Source organism: Ramlibacter sp. PS4R-6, from assembly GCF_037572775.1.
In the GTDB taxonomy this organism is placed as follows: Bacteria; Pseudomonadota; Gammaproteobacteria; order Burkholderiales; family Burkholderiaceae_C; genus Ramlibacter.
The window spans coordinates 2,454,364-2,473,329 of the sequence record NZ_JBBHKA010000001.1 but is presented as its reverse complement, the minus strand read 5'-3'; the positions used below and the strand labels follow the sequence as shown (position 1 = coordinate 2,473,329).

The 18,966-nt window shown below is 67.0% G+C and carries 21 protein-coding genes; 13 read left to right on the top strand and 8 right to left on the bottom strand.

Features of this window, described 5'->3' with window-relative positions:
- Positions 1-31: 31 nt before the first annotated feature.
- The 4 genes from pssA to WG903_RS12260 all read right to left on the bottom strand — a co-directional run bounded on the left by pssA (position 32) and on the right by WG903_RS12260 (position 4,322).
- Positions 32-853: a CDP-diacylglycerol--serine O-phosphatidyltransferase gene (gene pssA, locus WG903_RS12275; protein ID WP_340075698.1), complete on the bottom strand. Its 822-nt coding sequence runs from the start codon at positions 851-853 to the stop codon at positions 32-34.
- 65 nt (positions 854-918) lie between these two features.
- Positions 919-1,935: a ketol-acid reductoisomerase gene (ilvC, locus tag WG903_RS12270; RefSeq protein ID WP_340075696.1), complete on the bottom strand. Its 1,017-nt coding sequence runs from the start codon at positions 1,933-1,935 to the stop codon at positions 919-921.
- 27 nt (positions 1,936-1,962) lie between these two features.
- Positions 1,963-2,454: an acetolactate synthase small subunit gene (gene ilvN / locus WG903_RS12265; protein WP_340075694.1), complete on the bottom strand. Its 492-nt coding sequence runs from the start codon at positions 2,452-2,454 to the stop codon at positions 1,963-1,965.
- Between the two features lie 83 nt (positions 2,455-2,537).
- Positions 2,538-4,322, bottom strand: coding sequence for an acetolactate synthase 3 catalytic subunit (locus WG903_RS12260; protein ID WP_340075692.1), 1,785 nt, complete (start codon positions 4,320-4,322; stop codon positions 2,538-2,540).
- Positions 4,323-4,590: 268 nt separating this feature from the next.
- Here WG903_RS12260 and WG903_RS12255 point away from each other — a divergent pair, with 268 nt between their 5' ends.
- The 6 genes from WG903_RS12255 to WG903_RS12230 all read left to right on the top strand — a co-directional run bounded on the left by WG903_RS12255 (position 4,591) and on the right by WG903_RS12230 (position 7,811).
- Complete coding sequence (locus WG903_RS12255) at positions 4,591-5,157, top strand: RNA polymerase sigma factor (protein WP_340075690.1); 567 nt, start codon at positions 4,591-4,593, stop codon at positions 5,155-5,157.
- Positions 5,154-5,573, top strand: a complete 420-nt coding sequence (locus WG903_RS12250) for a DUF3619 family protein (RefSeq protein ID WP_340075687.1) — start codon at positions 5,154-5,156, stop codon at positions 5,571-5,573. The genes WG903_RS12255 and WG903_RS12250 overlap by 4 nt, the downstream gene beginning before the upstream one ends.
- A gap of 260 nt (positions 5,574-5,833) precedes the next feature.
- Positions 5,834-6,301 carry a DUF3106 domain-containing protein gene (locus tag WG903_RS12245; RefSeq protein WP_445263599.1) on the top strand — a complete coding sequence of 156 codons (468 nt, stop codon included), beginning with the start codon at positions 5,834-5,836 and terminating at the stop codon, positions 6,299-6,301.
- A 13-nt stretch (positions 6,302-6,314) separates the two neighbouring features.
- Positions 6,315-6,791 (top strand): RDD family protein, encoded by a 477-nt coding sequence (locus WG903_RS12240; protein WP_340075682.1) that lies wholly within the window; start codon positions 6,315-6,317, stop codon positions 6,789-6,791.
- A gap of 28 nt (positions 6,792-6,819) precedes the next feature.
- Positions 6,820-7,227 carry a diacylglycerol kinase gene (locus WG903_RS12235; RefSeq protein ID WP_340075680.1) on the top strand — a complete coding sequence of 136 codons (408 nt, stop codon included), beginning with the start codon at positions 6,820-6,822 and terminating at the stop codon, positions 7,225-7,227.
- Positions 7,224-7,811 (top strand): LOG family protein, encoded by a 588-nt coding sequence (locus tag WG903_RS12230; RefSeq protein ID WP_340075678.1) that lies wholly within the window; start codon positions 7,224-7,226, stop codon positions 7,809-7,811. The genes WG903_RS12235 and WG903_RS12230 overlap by 4 nt, the downstream gene beginning before the upstream one ends.
- Here the strand turns inward: WG903_RS12230 and WG903_RS12225 are convergent.
- Positions 7,808-8,146, bottom strand: a complete 339-nt coding sequence (locus WG903_RS12225) for a P-II family nitrogen regulator (RefSeq protein WP_340075676.1) — start codon at positions 8,144-8,146, stop codon at positions 7,808-7,810. The genes WG903_RS12230 and WG903_RS12225 overlap by 4 nt on opposite strands.
- Positions 8,147-8,173: 27 nt before the next feature.
- Entirely contained in the window at positions 8,174-9,838 is a 1,665-nt protein-coding gene (locus tag WG903_RS12220; RefSeq protein ID WP_340075674.1) for an NAD+ synthase, read from the bottom strand.
- 6 nt (positions 9,839-9,844) lie between these two features.
- Here WG903_RS12220 and WG903_RS12215 point away from each other — a divergent pair, with 6 nt between their 5' ends.
- From WG903_RS12215 to ligD, 5 genes are all read left to right on the top strand, one after another.
- Positions 9,845-11,005, top strand: coding sequence for a GNAT family N-acetyltransferase (locus WG903_RS12215; RefSeq protein WP_340075672.1), 1,161 nt, complete (start codon positions 9,845-9,847; stop codon positions 11,003-11,005).
- A gap of 74 nt (positions 11,006-11,079) precedes the next feature.
- Entirely contained in the window at positions 11,080-12,609 is a 1,530-nt protein-coding gene (locus tag WG903_RS12210) for a wax ester/triacylglycerol synthase family O-acyltransferase (protein ID WP_340075670.1), read from the top strand.
- A gap of 12 nt (positions 12,610-12,621) precedes the next feature.
- Entirely contained in the window at positions 12,622-13,413 is a 792-nt protein-coding gene (locus WG903_RS12205) for a PGAP1-like alpha/beta domain-containing protein (RefSeq protein WP_340075668.1), read from the top strand.
- 73 nt (positions 13,414-13,486) lie between these two features.
- Positions 13,487-13,729, top strand: a complete 243-nt coding sequence (locus WG903_RS12200; protein ID WP_340075666.1) for a KTSC domain-containing protein — start codon at positions 13,487-13,489, stop codon at positions 13,727-13,729.
- Positions 13,722-14,591, top strand: coding sequence for a non-homologous end-joining DNA ligase (gene ligD / locus WG903_RS12195; RefSeq protein ID WP_340075664.1), 870 nt, complete (start codon positions 13,722-13,724; stop codon positions 14,589-14,591). The genes WG903_RS12200 and ligD overlap by 8 nt, the downstream gene beginning before the upstream one ends.
- Here the strand turns inward: ligD and ppa are convergent.
- Positions 14,588-15,124 carry an inorganic diphosphatase gene (gene ppa, locus WG903_RS12190; RefSeq protein WP_340075662.1) on the bottom strand — a complete coding sequence of 179 codons (537 nt, stop codon included), beginning with the start codon at positions 15,122-15,124 and terminating at the stop codon, positions 14,588-14,590. The genes ligD and ppa overlap by 4 nt on opposite strands.
- A gap of 216 nt (positions 15,125-15,340) precedes the next feature.
- Here ppa and WG903_RS12185 point away from each other — a divergent pair, with 216 nt between their 5' ends.
- Positions 15,341-17,482, top strand: coding sequence for a sodium-translocating pyrophosphatase (locus tag WG903_RS12185; protein WP_340075660.1), 2,142 nt, complete (start codon positions 15,341-15,343; stop codon positions 17,480-17,482).
- Between the two features lie 24 nt (positions 17,483-17,506).
- Here WG903_RS12185 and WG903_RS12180 read toward each other — a convergent pair whose 3' ends face one another.
- A complete protein-coding gene (locus tag WG903_RS12180) occupies positions 17,507-18,073 on the bottom strand; it encodes a TetR/AcrR family transcriptional regulator (protein WP_340075658.1) in 567 nt (188 codons plus the stop codon).
- Between the two features lie 51 nt (positions 18,074-18,124).
- Here WG903_RS12180 and WG903_RS12175 point away from each other — a divergent pair, with 51 nt between their 5' ends.
- Positions 18,125-18,943 carry a metal-dependent hydrolase gene (locus WG903_RS12175; RefSeq protein WP_340075656.1) on the top strand — a complete coding sequence of 273 codons (819 nt, stop codon included), beginning with the start codon at positions 18,125-18,127 and terminating at the stop codon, positions 18,941-18,943.
- Positions 18,944-18,966 lie beyond the last annotated feature (23 nt).

Below are 18,966 nucleotides of genomic sequence, written 5' to 3'. Positions count from 1 at the left end.
GAAATCATGTGCATGGGATCAATGTACCACATTACTTGTGGAGGCCGCGCTCGTCCGGTTCGTCCGTGGACGTGGCGATGACGCTGGTCGGCTCGCCGCGCGTGCGCCGCAGCGCATAGAACACGTACCCCGACAGGCTGTAGATCACGAACAGGGCAAAGAGCACCGTGGGCGGGTGGATGGTGATCACCGCGATGCCCAGGGCGATGGCCACGATGACGATGAAAGGCACGGTCTGCTTCATCCGCACGTCCTTGAAGCTGTAGAACGGCACGTTGGTCACCATCGTGAGGCCCGCGTAGAGGGCGAAGCCGAACATCACCCACTGCAGTTCATAGCCTTTCCAGCCCAGGTCGTTCATGAGCCAGATGAAGCCGGCGACGAGGGCGGCGGCGGCCGGCGACGGCAGGCCCTGGAAGAAGCGCTTGTCCACCACCTGGGTGTTCACGTTGAAGCGCGCCAGGCGCAGTGCGGCGCAGGCGCAATACACGAAGGCCGCGAACCAGCCCCACCGGCCCAGGCCGCGCAAGGCCCATTCGTAAGCCACGAGGGCCGGCGCCGCGCCGAAGGACACCATGTCCGACAGCGAATCCATCTGCTCGCCGAAGGCGCTTTGCGTATTGGTCATCCGCGCGACGCGGCCGTCCAGGCTGTCCAGCACCATGGCGCAGAAGATGCCGATGCCGGCCAGGTCGAAGCGGCCGTCCATCGCCATCACGATCGCGTAGAAACCGCCGAACAGCGCCGCCAGCGTGAACAGGTTGGGCAGGATGTAGATGCCCTTGCGGCGCTTGCGCACGACCATCGGCGCGTCGTCGGCCGCTTCGTGGTCGTGTTCGTGTCCGTCGTGCATGGGTCGGAAGTGTAATCCGCCAAAAAGAAAAGCCGCCCGAAGGCGGCTTCATCGGCCGACGACGCTCAGTTGCGCGCTTTGTCGACCAGCTTGTTCGCCTTGATCCACGGCATCATCGCGCGCAGCTTCTCGCCGACCACCTCGATCTGGTGCTCGCCCATCAGGCGGCGGCGCGACTGCAGCGTGGGCGCACCCGCGCGGTTCTCGATGATGAAGCTCTTGGCGTACTCGCCCGTCTGGATGTCGCGCAGGCACTGGCGCATGATTTCCTTGGTCTGCGCGTTCACGACCTTCGGGCCCGTCACGTACTCGCCGTACTCCGCGTTGTTGGAGATCGAGTAGTTCATGTTGGCGATGCCGCCTTCGTAGATCAGGTCGACGATCAGCTTGAGCTCGTGCAGGCACTCGAAGTACGCCATCTCGGGCGCGTAGCCGGCTTCCACCAGCACTTCGAAGCCGGCCTTGATCAGCTCCACGGTGCCGCCGCACAGCACGGCCTGCTCGCCGAAGAGGTCGGTCTCGGTCTCTTCGCGGAAGTTCGTCTCGATGATGCCGGCCTTGCCGCCGCCGTTGGCCATCGCGTACGAGAGGGCGAGGTCACGCGCCTTGCCGCTCTTGTCCTGGTGCACCGCCACGAGGTGGGGCACGCCGCCGCCTTGCGTGTAGGTGTTGCGCACCGTGTGGCCCGGCGCCTTGGGGGCGACCATCCACACGTCGAGGTCGGCGCGCGGCACGACCTGGCCGTAGTGCACGTTGAAGCCGTGGGCGAAGGCCAGCGATGCGCCCTGCTTGATGTTCGGCTCGACGTCCTTGCGGTACACCTCGGCGATCTGCTCGTCGGGCAGCAGGATCATGACCACGTCGGCCATCTTCACGGCCTCGTTCACGGCCGCGACCTTCAGGCCGGCCTTCTCGACCTTCGGCCACGATGCGCCGCCCGGGCGCAGGCCGACGACGACCTTCACGCCGCTGTCGTTGAGGTTCTGCGCGTGCGCATGGCCTTGCGAGCCGTAACCGATGATGGCCACCGTCTTGCCCTTGATCAGGCTCAGGTCGCAGTCCTTGTCGTAATAAACCTTCATGTCACTCTCCAATGTCAAAAACGAAAACTAGACGCGCAGGATCCTCTCGCCGCGGCCGATGCCCGAGCTGCCCGTGCGGACGGTCTCGAGGATGGCGGTGCGGTCGATCGCTTCCAGGAACGCGTCGTTCTTCGCCTGGTCGCCGGTCAATTCGATGGTGTAGCTCTTCTCGGTCACGTCGATGATGCGGCCGCGGAAGATGTCGGCCATGCGCTTCATCTCCTCGCGTTCCTTGCCCACCGCGCGCACCTTCACCATCATGAGCTCGCGCTCGGTGTAGGCGCCTTCGGTGAGGTCGACGACTTTCACCACCTCGATGAGGCGGTTCAGGTGCTTGGTGATCTGTTCGATCACGTCGTCCGAGCCCGTGGTCTGGATCGTCATGCGGGACAGCGACGGGTCTTCCGTCGGCGCCACCGTGAGCGATTCGATGTTGTAGCCGCGGGCCGAGAAAAGGCCCACGACGCGGGAGAGAGCACCCGGCTCGTTCTCCAGCAGCACTGCGATGATGTGTTTCATGGTCTGCGGCTCGGCTTTTCGGTGCCCTCCCCCTCTGCCGGTAAGCAGCGGGCTTGGCAGCCAATAGCTTCGCCGTCCGTTGGTTAGAGGTCTTCGCTGCCCAGCAGCATCTCGGTGATGCCCTTGCCCGCCTTCACCATCGGGAAGACGTTCTCGGTCGGGTCGGTGCGGAAGTCCATGAAGACCGTGCGGTCCTTGAGCTTCTTGGCTTCCTTCAGCGCCGGTTCGATGTCGCGCGCGTGTTCGATCAGCATACCGACGTGCCCATAGGCCTCGGCGAGCTTCACGAAGTTGGGCAGCGCGTCCATGTAGCTGTGGCTGTAGCGGCCTTCGTAGTCGAGTTCCTGCCACTGCCGCACCATGCCGAGGTAACGGTTGTTCAGCGACACGATCTTGATCGGCGTGTTGTATTGCAGGCAGGTGGACAGTTCCTGGATGCACATCTGCACCGAGCCTTCGCCCGTCACGCAGTAGACGTCGGCCTTGGGCTTGGCGAGTTTGATGCCCATGGCGTACGGGATGCCCACGCCCATCGTGCCCAGGCCGCCGGAGTTGATCCAGCGCCGCGGCTCGTCGAAGCGGTAGTACTGCGCGGCCCACATCTGGTGCTGGCCGACGTCGGACGTGATGTACACGTCGTCGTCCTTGGTCATTTTCCAGAGCGTCTCGACCACGGCCTGCGGCTTGATCACCTCGGTGTTCTTGCGGTCGTACTTCAGGCAGTCGCGGCCGCGCCACTCCTCGATCTGCTGCCACCACTCGGCAACCGCCGGCGCGTCGGTCTTCAGGCCCGACTCCTTGATCATCGCGATCAGGTCCGTCAGCACGTCCTTGACGTCGCCGACGATCGGGATGTCGACCTTCACGCGCTTGGAGATGGACGACGGGTCGATGTCGATGTGAATGATCTTGCGTTCGTTCTGCGCGAAGTGCTTGGGGTTGCCGATCACGCGGTCGTCGAAACGCGCGCCGACGGCCAGCAGCACGTCGCAGTTCTGCATGGCGTTGTTGGCTTCGAGCGTGCCGTGCATGCCGAGCATGCCGAGGAACTTCCTGTCGGAGGCCGGGTACGCGCCCAGCCCCATCAGCGTGTTGGTCACGGGGTAGCCGAGCATGTCCACCAGCGTGCGCAGCTCGTTCGTCGCATTGCCCAGGATCACCCCGCCGCCCGTGTAGATGTACGGCCGCTTGGCCGTCATCAAGAGCTGCAGCGCCTTGCGGATCTGGCCCGCGTGGCCCTTGCGCACCGGGTTGTACGAGCGCATCTCGACGCCTTGCGGATAGCCCGCCCACGTCGTCTTGTTGAACGACACGTCCTTCGGGATGTCCACCACCACGGGGCCCGGACGGCCGCTGCGCGCGATGTGGAAGGCCTTCTTCATGACCTCGGCCATCTGGCGCACGTCCTTCACCAGGAAGTTGTGCTTGACGATGGGGCGCGTGATGCCGACCGTGTCGCACTCCTGGAAGGCGTCCAGGCCGATGGCGGGCACCGGCACCTGGCCGGTGATGATCACCATCGGGATCGAATCCATGTAGGCGGTGGCGATGCCCGTCACCGCGTTGGTGACGCCCGGGCCGGACGTGACCAGCGCGACGCCGACGTCGCCCGTGGCGCGCGCATAGCCGTCGGCCGCGTGCACCGCGGCCTGCTCATGCCGCACCAGGATGTGCTGGATGGTGTCCTGCTTGTAGAAAGCGTCGTAGATGTGCAACACCGCGCCGCCTGGATAGCCCCAGACGTACTTGACGTTCTCGGCCTGCAGCGACTTGACGAGGATTTCCGCGCCGCGGAGTTCCAGGGGTGAATTGCCGTTTGCGGCCTGCGCGGCCGCGGCGGAGGTGATCTCCGCTTTCGAGATTTCCATGATGAACCTTCGCGAATTTCTCAAAGAGAAAACCTTGGGTGCCCCTCGCGGACCCTTGTGAGGCCGGTATGGGACTTAGAACCAGTGGCCATGGGCGGGCCGATCGCGCCGCCGGACCAAGGCTCGTTTGCCTTTTGACTTGCAGCCCGCATTATCGCACTGCAGCACATCCATCGCCAAACACAGCCGGAATCCGGGCTGCATCCCGGGCGATAATCGCGCCGCCGCGGGCGGCAGCGCGGCGCATACGAAGGTCCCTTCCCCCTCCTTGGCCACCGAAAAAGAACTCTCGGATTTCCTCAAGAGCGTCGAAAAGCGGGCGTTCAAGCGCTCGATCTACCACGTTCGCGACGAGGAGGCGGCTCTGGACATCGTGCAGGACGCGATGATGAAGCTCGCCGAGCATTACGGCGACAAGCCGCCCAACGAGCTGCCGATGCTGTTCCAGCGCATCCTGTCCAACTGCACCCTGGACTGGTTCCGGCGCCAGAAGACCCGCAAGGCCCTGTTTTCGAACATGAGCGACTTCGAAAGCGCCTCGGACGACGGCGATTTCGACCTCCTTGAAACTTTTTCCTTCGAGGAAGGCTCCCAGCAGACGGAGAGCGCCGAAGACAGCACCCGCCGGGCACAGATCCTGCGAGAGATCGAGGGTGAAATCCAGCTGTTGCCGGCCCGTCAACGGGAAGCCTTCCTGATGCGTTACTGGGAAGACATGGACGTCGCCGAGACGGCGGCGGCCATGGGCTGTTCGGAGGGCAGTGTCAAGACGCACTGTTCCCGGGCGGTCGCGGCCCTCAGCAAGGCTCTGAAGGCAAAGGGAATACAACTATGAACGCCAACCAGCTCATCGCCGCCGACCTGTACGGTCGCCGCGTGGCCGCGCGCCTCTCCGAGGGCACGGCCGGGCTGCCTTACGAGATCACGGAACGCCTGCGCGCCGCCCGCATGCAGGCCCTGGCCCAGCGCAAGCGCGTGGCCGGCCTGCGCACGGCCGCCACGGTGTCCGGCGCCGGCGCCGCCACCCTCACGGCGGACGAAGATTTCTCCCTGTGGCAGATGGCGGCCTCCGCCCTGCCCATCCTGGCCCTGGTCGCCGGCCTGGTGTTCATCCACACCATCCAGAACGAAACCCGCGCCAACGAAGTGGCCGAGGTCGATGCCGCCCTGCTGACGGACGACCTGCCGCCCTCCGCCTACGCCGATCCCGGCTTCATCCAGTTCCTGAAGCAATCCGGCAACAAGGAATAGGCGCCGCCCCCGCGATGAGAGCGCGCCTTGCGTCCCTGACGAGCCCGCCGCTGCTTGCCGCAGCGGCGTTTGTCGTTTCCGCCCTGGCCACCGCGGCGCTGGCACAGGCGCCCGCCGCAGGCTCCACGCCGGCCGCCAAGGCGGCCCCGGCAGCCTCGCAGGCTGCCGCCCGCACTGGCCGAAATGGCAATGGGCAACGCGCGACGGCCGGCCCCGCCTGGCGCGAACTTTCTCCCAGCCAGCAAAAGGCACTGGCCCCCTTGTCTGCCCAGTGGGACACGCTGAGCGAGGCGCAAAAGCGCAAGTGGATCGCGCTGTCGGCCAACTACCCGAAGATGTCCGGCGAGGAGCAGGCCAAGCTCCACAGCCGCATGAGCGAGTGGGTGGCCCTGAGCCCGCAGCAGCGCAGCGCCGCGCGCCTGAACTACGGCGAGACGAAGAAGCTCGCGCCCGACGACAAGAAGGCCAAGTGGGAGGCCTACCAGGCCCTGCCCCCGGAAGAAAAGAAGAAGCTCGCCGCCGGCGCGCAGAAGCCGCCCGCCATGGCCGCGGCGGTCAGGCCGGTGCCGCGCGAGAAGCTGGCGTCGGTGCCCAAGCCGCGCGCCAGCGCCACCGCGCAGGCGAGCAAGGCGCCGCGCATCGCAGCCGCGCCGAACCAGGTGGACCACAACACCTTGCTGCCCCAGCAGCCGCAAGCGCAGCCGCCCCAGCCCGGCTCCACCCACTGAGGTGGCGCCGACGTTGAGGCGCAGGCTCGCCAGCCTGCTGTACGAAGCGCTCGTCGGCCTCGCCGTCGTGCTCGTCGCGGTGGCCCTCTTCTCGCTCGTGACCACCTTCGCGCCGGCGTTGCCGCACCAGCGGCCGCTGCTGCTGGCGAGCTGCTTCGTCACGCTCGGGGGCTACTTCATCTACTGCTGGCGCCATGGCCAGACGCTGGCGATGCGCGCGTGGCAGCTGAAGATCGTCGACGGGGCCGGCCATCCGCCCGCGATGGGCCGGGCCTGCCTGCGTTTCGTGCTCGGTTGGGTCTGGGTGGCACCGCCCCTGGCCCTGGCCGCGCTCGCCCGGCCGCATGCGGCCTCGCTGGGCGCGGGCCTCGCCCTGGGTTGCGGCGCCGTGCTCGCGTGGGTCGTGGTGTGGTCCTTCGCATGCGTTTTGCGCAAGGACCGGCAGTTCTGGCACGACGTGCTGGCGGGCACGCGCATCGTCATGGCGTGATCGTCGACCTCGGCGACAATCGATCCCGATGTCGTCGTCCCCGCCCGAGTTCGTTTCACCCGCGCAGCAGCAGAAACTGCGCTCCGGCCTGGACCGCGTGTGGCACGCGGCGGGGTTCTCGTTCGCGGGCTTGCGCGCCGGCTGGGACGAAACCGCGTTCCGCCAGGAGGCGATCGCTGCCATCGTGCTGCTCCCGGCATCGTTCTGGCTCGGGCGCGGCTGGATCGAAGTCGCGCTGCTTGCCGGCTCGGTGCTCCTCGTGCTGATCGTGGAATTGCTGAACACCGGCATCGAGAACGCCGTGGACCGCATCGGCCCCGAGTGGCACGACCTGTCCAAGCGGGCCAAGGACATGGGCAGCGCCGCCGTGATGCTGTCGCTCGTGCTGTGCGGCGGCATCTGGCTCGCGGCCGTGCACCAGAGGTTCTGGGCATGAAGCCGGCCTTCTCGCTGTGCGTGTACTGCGGCTCGCGCGCCGGCAGCGGCGAAGCGTTCAAGTCCGTCGCCGCGGAGGTGGGCCGCTGGATCGGCGAGAACGACGGCCAGCTGGTTTATGGCGGCGGCAACGCAGGCCTGATGGGCGTGGTCGCGGACGAAACGCTCCTGGCCGGTGGGACGGTCGTCGGCGTGATCCCGCACGCGCTGGTGGCGCGCGAGCTCGCCAAGCGCGATTGCACCGAGCTGCACATCGTCGAGAACATGCACGAGCGCAAACGCATGATGGCCGAGCGCGCCGACGCCTTCCTCGCGCTGCCCGGCGGCATCGGCACGATGGAGGAATTCTTCGAGGTGTGGACCTGGCGCCAGCTCGGCTACCACGACAAGCCCGTGGGCCTGCTCAATTCCGGCGGCTACTACGACGCGCTGCTCACGTTCCTGGCATCGACCGTGACGCAGGAGTTCATGAGCGACTGGCAGATGGACCTGGTGCGCGTGGGCACCGACGTGCCGACGCTGCTGCCGGAGCTGATCCAGGCCAGCGACCTGAGCTCCGGCTTTTCCGACCTCTCGGAAATCTAGATCGCCGACTCGTCGACTTCACCGGTGCGGATGCGCACGATGCGCTCCACGGTGGTGACGAAGATCTTGCCGTCTCCGATCTTGCCGGTGCGCGCGGCCTTCACGATGGCGTCGACGCAGCGCTCGACGTCGCCGTCCTTCACGACGACCTCGACCTTCACCTTGGGCAGGAAGTCCACGACGTACTCGGCGCCGCGATAGAGCTCGGTGTGGCCCTTCTGGCGGCCGAAGCCCTTGACTTCGGTGACCGTCAGGCCGGTGACGCCGCAGTCGGCGAGCGCCTCGCGCACTTCCTCCAGCTTGAAGGGTTTGACGATGGCGGTGATCTGCTTCATGCGGTGGTGTCTCCTCTTCCCATGCGGCTATGCGCTGAATTTCCCGGTAATAGGATAGCGCCAATCCTTGCCGAAGCTGCGGTGGGTCACGCGGATGCCCGGCGGGGCCTGGCGGCGCTTGTATTCGTTGATGCGGATCAGGCGCGCCACGCGTTCGACGACCTTGCGCTCGTACCCGGCGGCGATGATCTTCTCGATGCCCTCGTCGTCCTCCATGTAGCGCTCGAGGATGGCGTCGAGGATCTCGTAGGGCGGCAGGCTGTCCTGGTCGACCTGCCCGGGCCGCAGCTCGGCGCTGGGCGGGCGCGTGATGATGCGCTCGGGGATGGGGCTGATGCCGGTGCCGTAAGGGTCGTGGACGTTGCGCCAGCGCGCGAGCTTGAAGACCGTGGTCTTGAGCACGTCCTTGATCACCGCGAAGCCGCCGGCCATGTCGCCGTACAGCGTGCAATAGCCCGTGGCCATCTCGCTCTTGTTGCCGGTGGTCAGCACGATGCTGCCGAACTTGTTGGACAGCGCCATGAGGAACACGCCGCGGATGCGCGCCTGGATGTTCTCCTCAGTCGTGTCCTCGGCCAGGCCCGCGAACTCCTTGGCGAGGGACTGGCGGAAGGCCTCGAACTCCGGCGTGATGGAGATCTCGTCGTAGCGCACGCCCAGCCGCGCGGCCATGTCGCGGGCGTCGATCCAGGAGATGTCGGCCGTATACGGCGAAGGCATCATCACCGCGCGCACCTTGTCGCGCCCCAGGGCGTCGACAGCGATCGCGAGCACCAGCGCCGAATCGATGCCGCCCGACAGGCCCAGCAGCACGCCGGGGAAGCCATTCTTGGTGACGTAGTCGCGCACGCCCAGCACGAGGGCGTCCCACAGCTCGGCCTCGGCACCGCGGTCGTGCGCCGAAGGGCCGGAAACAACGACGCGGCCATTCACGCGCTCCGCGCTGACCAGGTGCAGGTCTTCCTGGAAGCTGGGCGCGCGCGTGGCGAGCGTGCCGTCTGCGGCGACGGAGAACGACGCGCCGTCGAACACGATCTCGTCCTGCCCGCCCACCATGTGGGCGTACAGCACCGGGATGTCGAGCGCCTTCGCGCGCTCGGACATGCGCGCCACCCGCTCCCCCGTCTTGCCCACATGGAACGGTGAAGCGTTGGGCACGACCAGGATTTCCGCGCCGGCCTCCTTCGCGAGCAGCCCCGGCTCCTCGAACCACGCGTCCTCGCAGATCACGAGCCCGACGCTCACGCCTTCGACCGGGAACACGCAGGTGCCCTGGCCCGGCGTGAAATAGCGGCGCTCGTCGAACACCTGGTAGTTCGGCAGTTCGCGCTTGGAATACGTTTCGAGCACGCGCCCGTCGCTGACGATGCTGGCCGCGTTGAAGCGCCGCTGCACAGCCACCGACTTGGTGCGGACGTCGCCGCCCATCGGGTGGCCGACCACCACGTGGAGGCCTTTCAACCCCGCGAGTTCGCGGGCCACCGCCTTCACGGCATCATCGCAGGCGGACATGAAGGCCGGGCGCAGCAGCAGGTCTTCGGCGGGATAGCCGCAGATGGACAGTTCGGGCGTGAGCACGAGCCGCGCGCCCTGCGCATAGGCGGACTTCGCTGCGGCGATGATCTTCTGTGCGTTGCCTGCGGTGTCGCCCACCAGGAAATTGAGCTGGGCAATGCAGATCTTGAGGGTCATGTGAGCGTGGGAAACGTCTCGAACGATTATGTCACCCGGGTGCTGGACACGCCGGGCGCCATCGATGCCCGTACATGGGATGCGCTCTTGGCTGAGCAGGCGGAGCCGACACCGTTCATGCGGCACGCGTACCTCGCGGCGATGCACGAGAGCGCCAGTGCCGTGCCGCGCACGGGATGGACGCCGCGCTTCCTCACGCTGTGGCGCGGCGGCGAATTGCATGCCGCAAGCCCGCTCTACCTCAAGGCGCATTCGTACGGCGAGTACGTCTTCGACTGGGCCTGGGCGAACGCCTACGAGCAGCATCACCTGGAGTACTACCCCAAGGCGCTGGTCGCCGTGCCCTTCACGCCGGTCCCGGGCACGCGGCTGCTGGCGCGCGACACGAAGGCGCGCGAGGCGCTCGCGCGCGAACTCGTCGCCTGGTCACGGTGGGAGAAGCTCTCGTCGCTGCACCTGCTGTTCGCGACGGATGAAGATGCCGCGGCCTGCGAGGCGGCCGGGATGATGCTGCGCCACAACGTGCAGTTCCACTGGACGCACGGGGGCTGGCCCGACTTCGACGCGTTCCTGGCGAGCCTGTCGCACGACAAGCGCAAGAAGATCCGCCAGGAGCGGCGCAAGGTGCGCGACGCGGGCGTGTCGTTCCGCTGGTCGCGCGGCACGGGCATCGCCGATGCCGACTGGGACTTCTTCTACCGCTGCTACGAGCAGACCTACTGGGAGCACGGCAACTCGCCTTACCTCACGCGCGACTTCTTCTCGCGGATGAAGCGCGACATGGCGGCCAACTGGCTCCTCTTCATCGCCGAGCGTGGCGGCCAGCCCATCGGCTGCAGCCTGATCGCGCTGGAGGGCGAGCGCATCGCTTATGGCCGCTACTGGGGCGCCATCGAGCGCGTCGACTGCCTGCACTTCGAGGCCTGCTACTACCAGCCGCTCGAGTGGTGCATCGCCCACCGCTTCGAGAGCTTCGAAGGCGGCGCGCAGGGCGAGCACAAGATGGCGCGCGCGCTCATGCCGGTCAAGACGACCAGCGCCCACTGGCTGGCCCATCCGGCCTTCGCCGACGCCGTCGAGAAGTTCCTGCAGCGCGAGGGCCGCGGCATCGAGAATTACCTCGAACACCTGGAGGCCCGCACGCCCTTCCGTCAGTCACCTGGGTGATACGGCTAGAGCGCTTTCCCTAGGGAGTGGCTCGCGGGGGCAGGTCTAATCTCGGCATGAGGAGACGAAGCGCCATGAAGACACTCAGCGGGCTGGACGCGACCTTCCTCTACCTGGAAACGCCCGAGACGCCGATGCACGTCGGCTCGCTGCACCTGTACGAGCTGCCCGCCGGCTTCAAGGGCAGCTTCCACCGCGCGGTGCAGGAGCACATCGCCCGCCGCATGCACCTGGCGCCCATCTTCTCGCGCCGCCTGGCCTTCATGCCGTTCGACCTGGGCCACCCGGTGTGGGTGGAAGCCGACACGGTCGACCTCGACTTCCACATCCGCAAGGTCGCGGGCAAGGCGCTGACGGTCAGGCAGGTCGAGGCCGCCGCGGCCAAGTTGCATTCGAAGCTGGTGGACCGCGAGCATCCGCTCTGGGAGTTCCACGTCTTCGAGAACATCACGGCGCCCGCCGGCATGAAGACCGAGGGCAAGCTGGTGGGCTTCTACTCGAAGATCCACCACGCCGCGCTGGACGGCAAGGGCGGCACGGTGCTGGCCAACGCCATCCTCGACCTGTCGGCGCAGCCGCGCGAGGTCGAGCCCGCCGACCCGTCGCGCAAGCGCCGCACCGCCGGCGACCTCAAGGTCGGGCAGATGATCGGCGCGGTGTTCTCCAATTCGCTCGCCCAGTACGCGAAGATCGCGCGTTCGCTGCCGGCCGCCGTTACTTCGGTCTCCGGCGCGGTGGCGGGGCAGGCGAAGTCGGCCGTGACCAACGTCAAGTCGCCGGTGGGCCTGGCGCCGCGCACCATCTTCAACGCGGGCATCACGAAGGACCGCGCGTTCGCGACCGCCACGGTGCCTTTCGCCGAATGCCGCGCGATGTCCAAGGCCGTCGGCGGATCGTTCAACGACGTCGTCCTGTGGCTGTGCGCCACGGCCTTGCGCGACTACCTCGGCAAGCACGACAGCATCCCGAAGAAGCCGCTGGTCGCCGCCATGCCGGTGAGCCTGCGCGAAGAGAGCAACAAGGAGCTGAACAACCAGGCGTCGATCTCGCTGGTGGAGCTGGGTACGCAGCACGCCGACCCGCTCAAGCGCATGACGGCGATCATGGAGTCCACCGCCAAGGTGAAGGCGGCGCTGGCGAACCTGAAGTCGGTGCTGCCCACCGACTACCCGTCGCTGATGTCGCCATGGCTCGTGGGCGGCGCCGGCAATGCGCTGCTGCGCACCTACGGCCGCAGCGGCATCGCCGAGAAGCTGCCGGCGCTGGCCAACCTCGCGATCAGCAACGTGCCCGGGCCGCAGGTGCCGCTGTACCTGGCCGGCGCGCGCATGCTTACCTTCCACCCGCTGTCGATCATCCTGCACGGCATGGCACTGAACATCACCGTGCAGACATACGCGGGCCATGTCGACTTCGGCATCATCGCCTGTCCCAAGGCCGCGCCGCACGTGAACGAACTGGCGCAAGCGCTCGGCGAAGCATTCGAGCAGGCCCGGAAGATCTTCGCGCCGGCCCCGCAGGCCGCGCCCCCTGCACCCAAGCGCGCGCCGCGCAAGGCCGTCGCGCGCAAGAAGTCCCCCGCGGCCCGCAAGGCCGCCGCCTAGAACAACGCAAGAATGGCAACACCCACCCACAACGCCGACCTGCGCGCGCCCAGCCTCGCGCTGCTCGCCCTGGAATTCCGTGCCCCGTTCGAGTTCGGCGCCGTCCTGCCCGCGTGGCCCGCGCTGCAGAAGGCGCCGCGCGGCGACGGGCACTCGGTCCTCGTCTTCCCCGGCCTCGCCGCGAGCGATCCCACCACGCTGCCGCTGCGCGGCTATCTCGCGTCGCTGGGCTATGCCACCGAAGGCTGGTCGCAGGGCTTCAACTTCGGCCCGCGCGCCGGCGTGCTCGAGGCGGCGCGGCGGAACCTGGTCGAGGCCTTCGAACGTTCGCGCCGCAAGGTCAGCCTCATCGGCTGGAGCCTGGGCGGCGTCTACGCGCGCGAGCTCGCCAAGCAGATGCCGGACAAGGTGCGCTGCGTGATCACGCTGGGCACGCCTTTCGCCGGCCCGCCGAAATCGACCAATGCCTGGCGCGTGTACGAGCTGACCAGCGGCCGCAGCATCGAGCAGGAGCACGCCAGCTACGAGCTGCATGAGGCGCCGCCCGTGCCCACGACCAGCATCTACTCGCGCAGCGACGGCATCGTGGCCTGGCGCGGCAGCGTGCAGGACCCCGCGTCCGGCCATACCGAGTGCGAGAACATCGAGGTCGTGGCCAGCCACATCGGCATGGGCGTGAACCCCAGCGCCTGGTGGGCGGTGGCCGACCGGCTGGCCCAGCAGGAAGGCCGCTGGCGGCCCTTCGACCGCGCGGGCATCTTCGGCTTCAAGTCGCTGCTGTTCCCCGACCCGCAACGCCGCTGAGTCACGCGGCAGCGACATGCCGATGCGGCGCGCGCCGACAGCGCGGGGCCCTCGTGCGTCTTCCAATGGCCGCATGCAGTACCCCAACACCCTCCGAAGGCAAGCCGTGCAGTCCGAAGCCGTGCACAGCATCGGCTACGACGAGGACAACTGGCTGCTGCAGGTCGAATTCGTGGGCGGCAAGGTGTTCAACTACCTGCGCGTGCCGCCCGAGGAGTACGCGAAGCTCAGGCGCGCGGAGTCCGTCGATCGCTTCCTGAAGCGCGAGGTCGAGCGCTACTACGAGAGCGAGGAAGCCGAAGCGGCCCATGCCTGACGGGTCACGGCTGACCGTCACCCACGCCACGCGCGTCATCGACCCCGCTACGGGATTCACAAAGCTCGACCTGGTGCGCTACTACGCGCTCGCGGCGCCGTGGGCCATGCCGCACCTGCAGGGACGCCCTGCGTACATCCGGCAGGCCACACAAGGCATCCACCAGCCGATGAAGTTCCTCCAGCACCCGTCGTACCGCAACCTCAAGGGCACCGACCCGAAGCTGTGGCCGGGCCACGATCCGGCGATCGCCTTCGACACGCCCGAGGACCTCGTGGCCGCCGCGCAGGTCGGTATGGTGGAGATCCACACGTGGAATTCGACCGATCGCGCGATCGGGAAGCCGGACCGCATCGTGTTCGACCTGGATCCCGGCGAAGGGCTGACTTGGGAGGCGATGCGCGAAGGCGCGCTGCTGCTGCGCGCCCTGCTCCACGAGCTGGGGCTCGAAAGCTGGCTGAAGACGACGGGCGGCAAGGGGCTGCACCTCTTCGTGCCGCTCAAGCCCGACAAGGACTACGAAACCGTACGCGATTTCTCCGAACGCGTTGTCCAGCACATGGCGCGCACTATTCCCGGGCGATTCGTAGCCGTGCTGGGCCCTCGCAACCGCGTCGGAAAGATCTTCATCGACTACCTGCGCAACGGGTGGGTGCAATCGACGGCCGAAGCCTATTCAGCGCGGGCGCGTCCCGGCATGGGTGTGTCCATGCCGATCGCATGGGAGGAACTGGCCACCGTCGGGAGCGGCGCCCAGTGGGACATCACCACCGCCCCGCAGCGCCTCGACTCCGTGAAGAAAGACCCGTGGGCCGGGTATTGGAAGGCCCGGCAGAAGCTGCCTTCCTTACGCGCCGCCTAGCCGTTCGCCTTCTTGTAGTTGGCGATCCCGTCCAGCACTTCCTTCTTCGCCGCTTCCGGGCCTTCCCAGCCCAGCACCTTGACCCACTTGCCGGGCTCGAGGTCCTTGTAGTGCTCGAAGAAGTGCGCGATGGTCTTCAGGCGCAGGGGGTTCATGTCCTCCGGCTTTTGCCAGTGCGTGTAGATCGAGAGGATCTTGTCCGTGGGCACGGCGAGCACCTTGCCGTCGTCGCCCGCTTCGTCCTGCATCTTCAGGATGCCGATCGGGCGGCACGTCACCACCACGCCGGGGATGAGGGGCACGGGCGTGATCACGAGCACGTCGACCGGGTCGCCGTCGCCGCTGATCGTCTTGGGCACGTAGCCGTAGTTGGTCGGGTAGTGCATCGACGTGGACATGAAGCGGTCCACGAAGATCGCGCCGGTCTCCTTGTCGACCTCGTACTTCACGGGGTCGGCGTTCATCGGGATCTCGATGATCACGTTGAACGAGTCGGGGACGTGCTTGCCGGGAGTGACTTGGTCGAGGGACATGGTTGTTGTATGAGTCGTTGAACCTAGGATTAACCCTGATTTTAGTTTCACCACCTTTCACCAGCCCGACAGCCCGCGAAACCGTCATCTTTTCGCCTGTATAGTCCGCGCGTTGGCCAATCTGGTCCCGTCGGGGAGCCAAGAGGAAGCAACGCAGCGGTGGTGCCGCTAGCGTGGCACCTCTTCGCAACGTACACATCGACAGGAGAAACCAAGATGACAGGCAACTCGGCGCTGATTCTCGCGCTCGTTTGCGGCCTCGTCGCCGTGGCATACGGCGTCTGGGCCCGCAGCTGGATCCTTTCACGCGACGCGGGCAATCCCCGCATGCAGGAGATCGCCGCGGCCATCCAGGCCGGCGCGTCCGCCTACCTCGCCCGCCAGTACAAGACCATCGGCATCGTCGGCGTCGTGCTCGCGATCCTGATCGGCATCTTCCTCGACGGCACCACCGCCGTGGGCTTCATCATCGGCGCCGTGCTCTCCGGCGCGTGCGGCTTCATCGGCATGAACGTCTCGGTGCGCGCCAACGTGCGCACCGCGCAGGCCGCCACGCACGGCATCGGCCCGGCGCTGGACGTCGCGTTCCGCGGCGGCGCCATCACCGGCATGCTGGTGGTGGGCCTGGGCCTGCTGGGCGTCACGGGCTTCTACTGGTTCCTCGCCGGCAACGGCAACCTCAAGCCCGACGCGAACCTCGCGCAGCTGCTCAACCCGCTGATCGGCCTGGCCTTCGGCGCGTCGCTCATCTCGATCTTCGCGCGTCTCGGTGGCGGCATCTTCACCAAGGGTGCCGACGTCGGCGCCGACCTCGTGGGCAAGGTCGAAGCCGGCATCCCGGAAGACGACCCCCGCAACCCGGCCGTGATCGCCGACAACGTCGGTGACAACGTCGGCGACTGCGCCGGCATGGCCGCCGACCTGTTCGAAACCTACGCCGTCACGCTGATCGCCACCATGGTGCTGGGCGCGCTGCTGGTGGGCAACGCCGCCACCAACGCGGTGCTGTACCCGCTGGCGCTCGGCGGCGTCTCCATCGTCGCTTCGGTGATCGGCTGCTTCTTCGTGAAGGCCTCGCCCGGCATGAAGAACGTGATGCCCGCGCTCTACAAGGGCCTGGCCATCGCCGGCGTGCTGTCGCTGATCGCCTTCTACTTCGTCACCACCTGGCTGATCCCGGACAACGCCATCACCTCGACGGGCTCGCAGGTGCGCCTGTTCGGCGCTTGCGCGGTGGGCCTGATCCTGACCGGCGCGCTGGTGTGGATCACCGAGTTCTACACCGGCACGCAGTACTCGCCGGTGCGCCACATCGCGCAAGCCTCGACCACCGGCCACGGCACCAACATCATCGCCGGCCTCGGCGTGTCGATGCGCTCCACCGCGTGGCCCGTGCTGTTCGTGTGCCTGGCGATCATCGTCGCCTACCAGCTGGCGGGCCTGTACGGCATCGCCATCGCCGCGACCTCGATGCTGAGCATGGCCGGCATCGTCGTGGCGCTCGACGCCTACGGCCCGATCACCGACAACGCCGGCGGCATCGCCGAGATGTCCGACCTGCCCGCGTCCGTTCGCGACATCACCGACCCGCTCGATGCGGTGGGCAACACGACGAAGGCCGTGACCAAGGGCTACGCGATCGGCTCCGCCGGCCTGGCCGCGCTGGTGCTCTTCGCCGACTACACGCACAAGCTGGAAAGCTTCGGCCGCGCGATCACCTTCGACCTGTCGGACCCGATGGTCATCGTGGGCCTGTTCATCGGCGGGCTGATCCCCTACCTCTTCGGCGCGATGGCGATGGAGGCCGTGGGCCGCGCCGCCGGCTCCGTGGTGGTGGAAGTGCGCCGCCAGTTCCGCGAGATCAAGGGCATCATGGAAGGCACCGCGAAGCCCGAGTACGGCGTGGCGGTGGACATGCTGACCAAGGCGGCCATCAAGGAAATGATGATCCCGTCGCTGCTGCCGGTGGTCGTGCCGATCATCGTCGGCCTGGTTCTCGGCCCCAAGGCGCTGGGCGGCCTGCTCATGGGCACGATCGTCACGGGCCTGTTCGTCGCCATCTCGATGTGCACGGGCGGCGGCGCGTGGGACAACGCCAAGAAGTACATCGAGGACGGCAACCACGGCGGCAAGGGCAGCGAAGCCCACAAGGCCGCGGTCACGGGTGACACCGTGGGCGACCCCTACAAGGACACCGCCGGCCCGGCCGTCAACCCGCTGATCAAGATCATCAACATCGTGGCGCTGCTGATCGTGCCGCTGGTGGTGAAGTTCCACAGCGGCGATGCGAAGGCGGATACGCACACCACGGCAAGCCCGCCGGCGGTGACCGCGCCTGCAGCCGCAGCCTCCAAGTGAACAAAGGGCCTTCGGGCCCTTTGTTCATTGACCCGTGACGGCGTGGACCAGGCGGCTCGAAGGTTCGACCAGTTCCCCGAGCCTGTCGACCTTGTCCTGCTCGATGTACTCCAGCACCAGCTCGTTGATGCCGCCGACGATGGCCATCGCCATCTTGGGCGTGATGGCCTTGGAGCCGACGGTCTTCACGATGAAATCGGCCAGCTCCTGGTTCACGCGCCGCCGCGACGCGAGGCCCTCGGCGCCCAGGTGCAGGATCTCGATGAACAAGGTGCGCACGAGCACGGGGTTGGACGCCATGCAGCCCAGGTACGCGCGCAAGGCGCTGTCCACCTGCGTCTGCCAGCCGTGCGCCGGGTCGATCGCATCGCGCAGCACCTTCAGCGAGTTGTGGCTCGCCGCTTCGTACAGCGCGATCAGGCACTCGGCCTTGGAGTCGAAGTGCTCGTAGAACGTACGCCGGGACACACTGGCCTCGCCCACGATGTCGGCGATGGTCGTGTCGGCATAGCCCTTGCGCGAAACGGCATGGGCCATGCCTTCCAGCACGCGGGTGCGGTGTTCTCGGTTGGCGACGGGCATCTCGGCCATGGCCGATTGTCACTTGACAAGGCTTGGTACTAGTCAGTACCATCCGCGCCCATGACCGATCTCGTCGTCCGCCGCCTCCTCGTCGACATGGAACAGCCCATCGCGCGCCACTGGTGCGCGGGCGACGCCTTCCGTACGGCCCTCTTCAACGCCCTTTCGATGAGTTTTCCCGTCGGGGAGCAGTTCTTCATCGACGCCGTTCGCAACGGATTCAAGGAGCTGCCGCCCGAGAAGCAGGCGCTGTTCCAGAAGGACGTGCAGGGCTTCATCGGGCAGGAGGCCACGCACCGCCGCCTCCACTCTTTGTACAACGCGCACCTCGAAAAGCTGGGGCTGGTCAACGAATGGGCGCCCCGCGCGCAGGAGCGCCTCAAGCCGCTGGAGACCGTCGACGTGCGCCATGCGGTCGCGATCACCGCCGCCAACGAGCACTTCACCGCACTCATGGCGGACTGGATGCTGCACAACGCCGACCTGTTCGGCGACCAGGACGAGCGCCTGAAGACCCTGTGGCTGTGGCACAGCGCCGAGGAGTCGGAGCACAAGAGCATCGCCTTCGACGTGTACGTGGCGCTGGGCGGCAACCACGAGTGGCGCGTGCAGTGGATGAAGCGCGTGACCTGGATCTTCCTGGGCGACACGCTGCGCCAGACCATCGCCAACCTGCGCCGCGACGGCACGCTGTGGAAATGGGGCACGTGGACCTCCGCCTTTTCCTACCTGTTCGGCAAGCGCGGCATCGTGCGCCAGAACTACAAGGCCTGGCGCGAGTACTTCCGCCCGGACTTCCATCCGAGCCAGCAGGACAGCACCGCCTCCGAGCGCTGGCTGAAGGAACACAGCGCCGTCTTCGTGCCCGTCGGCGCGTAAACAGCCTTCACCTGCATGGCGCA

Coding starts and splice junctions, on each gene's coding strand:
- WG903_RS12220 (WP_340075674.1), bottom strand. CDS start 9,838: ATGACCCTCAAGATCTGCATTGCCCAGCTCAATTTCCTGGTGGGCGAC.
- ppa (WP_340075662.1), bottom strand. CDS start 15,124: ATGTCCCTCGACCAAGTCACTCCCGGCAAGCACGTCCCCGACTCGTTC.
- pssA (WP_340075698.1), bottom strand. CDS start 853: ATGCACGACGGACACGAACACGACCACGAAGCGGCCGACGACGCGCCG.
- WG903_RS12200 (WP_340075666.1), top strand. CDS start 13,487: ATGCAGTACCCCAACACCCTCCGAAGGCAAGCCGTGCAGTCCGAAGCC.
- WG903_RS12225 (WP_340075676.1), bottom strand. CDS start 8,146: ATGAAGCAGATCACCGCCATCGTCAAACCCTTCAAGCTGGAGGAAGTG.
- WG903_RS12175 (WP_340075656.1), top strand. CDS start 18,125: ATGACCGATCTCGTCGTCCGCCGCCTCCTCGTCGACATGGAACAGCCC.
- WG903_RS12250 (WP_340075687.1), top strand. CDS start 5,154: ATGAACGCCAACCAGCTCATCGCCGCCGACCTGTACGGTCGCCGCGTG.
- WG903_RS12230 (WP_340075678.1), top strand. CDS start 7,224: ATGAAGCCGGCCTTCTCGCTGTGCGTGTACTGCGGCTCGCGCGCCGGC.
- WG903_RS12205 (WP_340075668.1), top strand. CDS start 12,622: ATGGCAACACCCACCCACAACGCCGACCTGCGCGCGCCCAGCCTCGCG.
- WG903_RS12210 (WP_340075670.1), top strand. CDS start 11,080: ATGAAGACACTCAGCGGGCTGGACGCGACCTTCCTCTACCTGGAAACG.
- WG903_RS12185 (WP_340075660.1), top strand. CDS start 15,341: ATGACAGGCAACTCGGCGCTGATTCTCGCGCTCGTTTGCGGCCTCGTC.
- ilvC (WP_340075696.1), bottom strand. CDS start 1,935: ATGAAGGTTTATTACGACAAGGACTGCGACCTGAGCCTGATCAAGGGC.
- WG903_RS12260 (WP_340075692.1), bottom strand. CDS start 4,322: ATGGAAATCTCGAAAGCGGAGATCACCTCCGCCGCGGCCGCGCAGGCC.
- WG903_RS12180 (WP_340075658.1), bottom strand. CDS start 18,073: ATGGCCGAGATGCCCGTCGCCAACCGAGAACACCGCACCCGCGTGCTG.
- ilvN (WP_340075694.1), bottom strand. CDS start 2,454: ATGAAACACATCATCGCAGTGCTGCTGGAGAACGAGCCGGGTGCTCTC.
- WG903_RS12235 (WP_340075680.1), top strand. CDS start 6,820: ATGTCGTCGTCCCCGCCCGAGTTCGTTTCACCCGCGCAGCAGCAGAAA.
- ligD (WP_340075664.1), top strand. CDS start 13,722: ATGCCTGACGGGTCACGGCTGACCGTCACCCACGCCACGCGCGTCATC.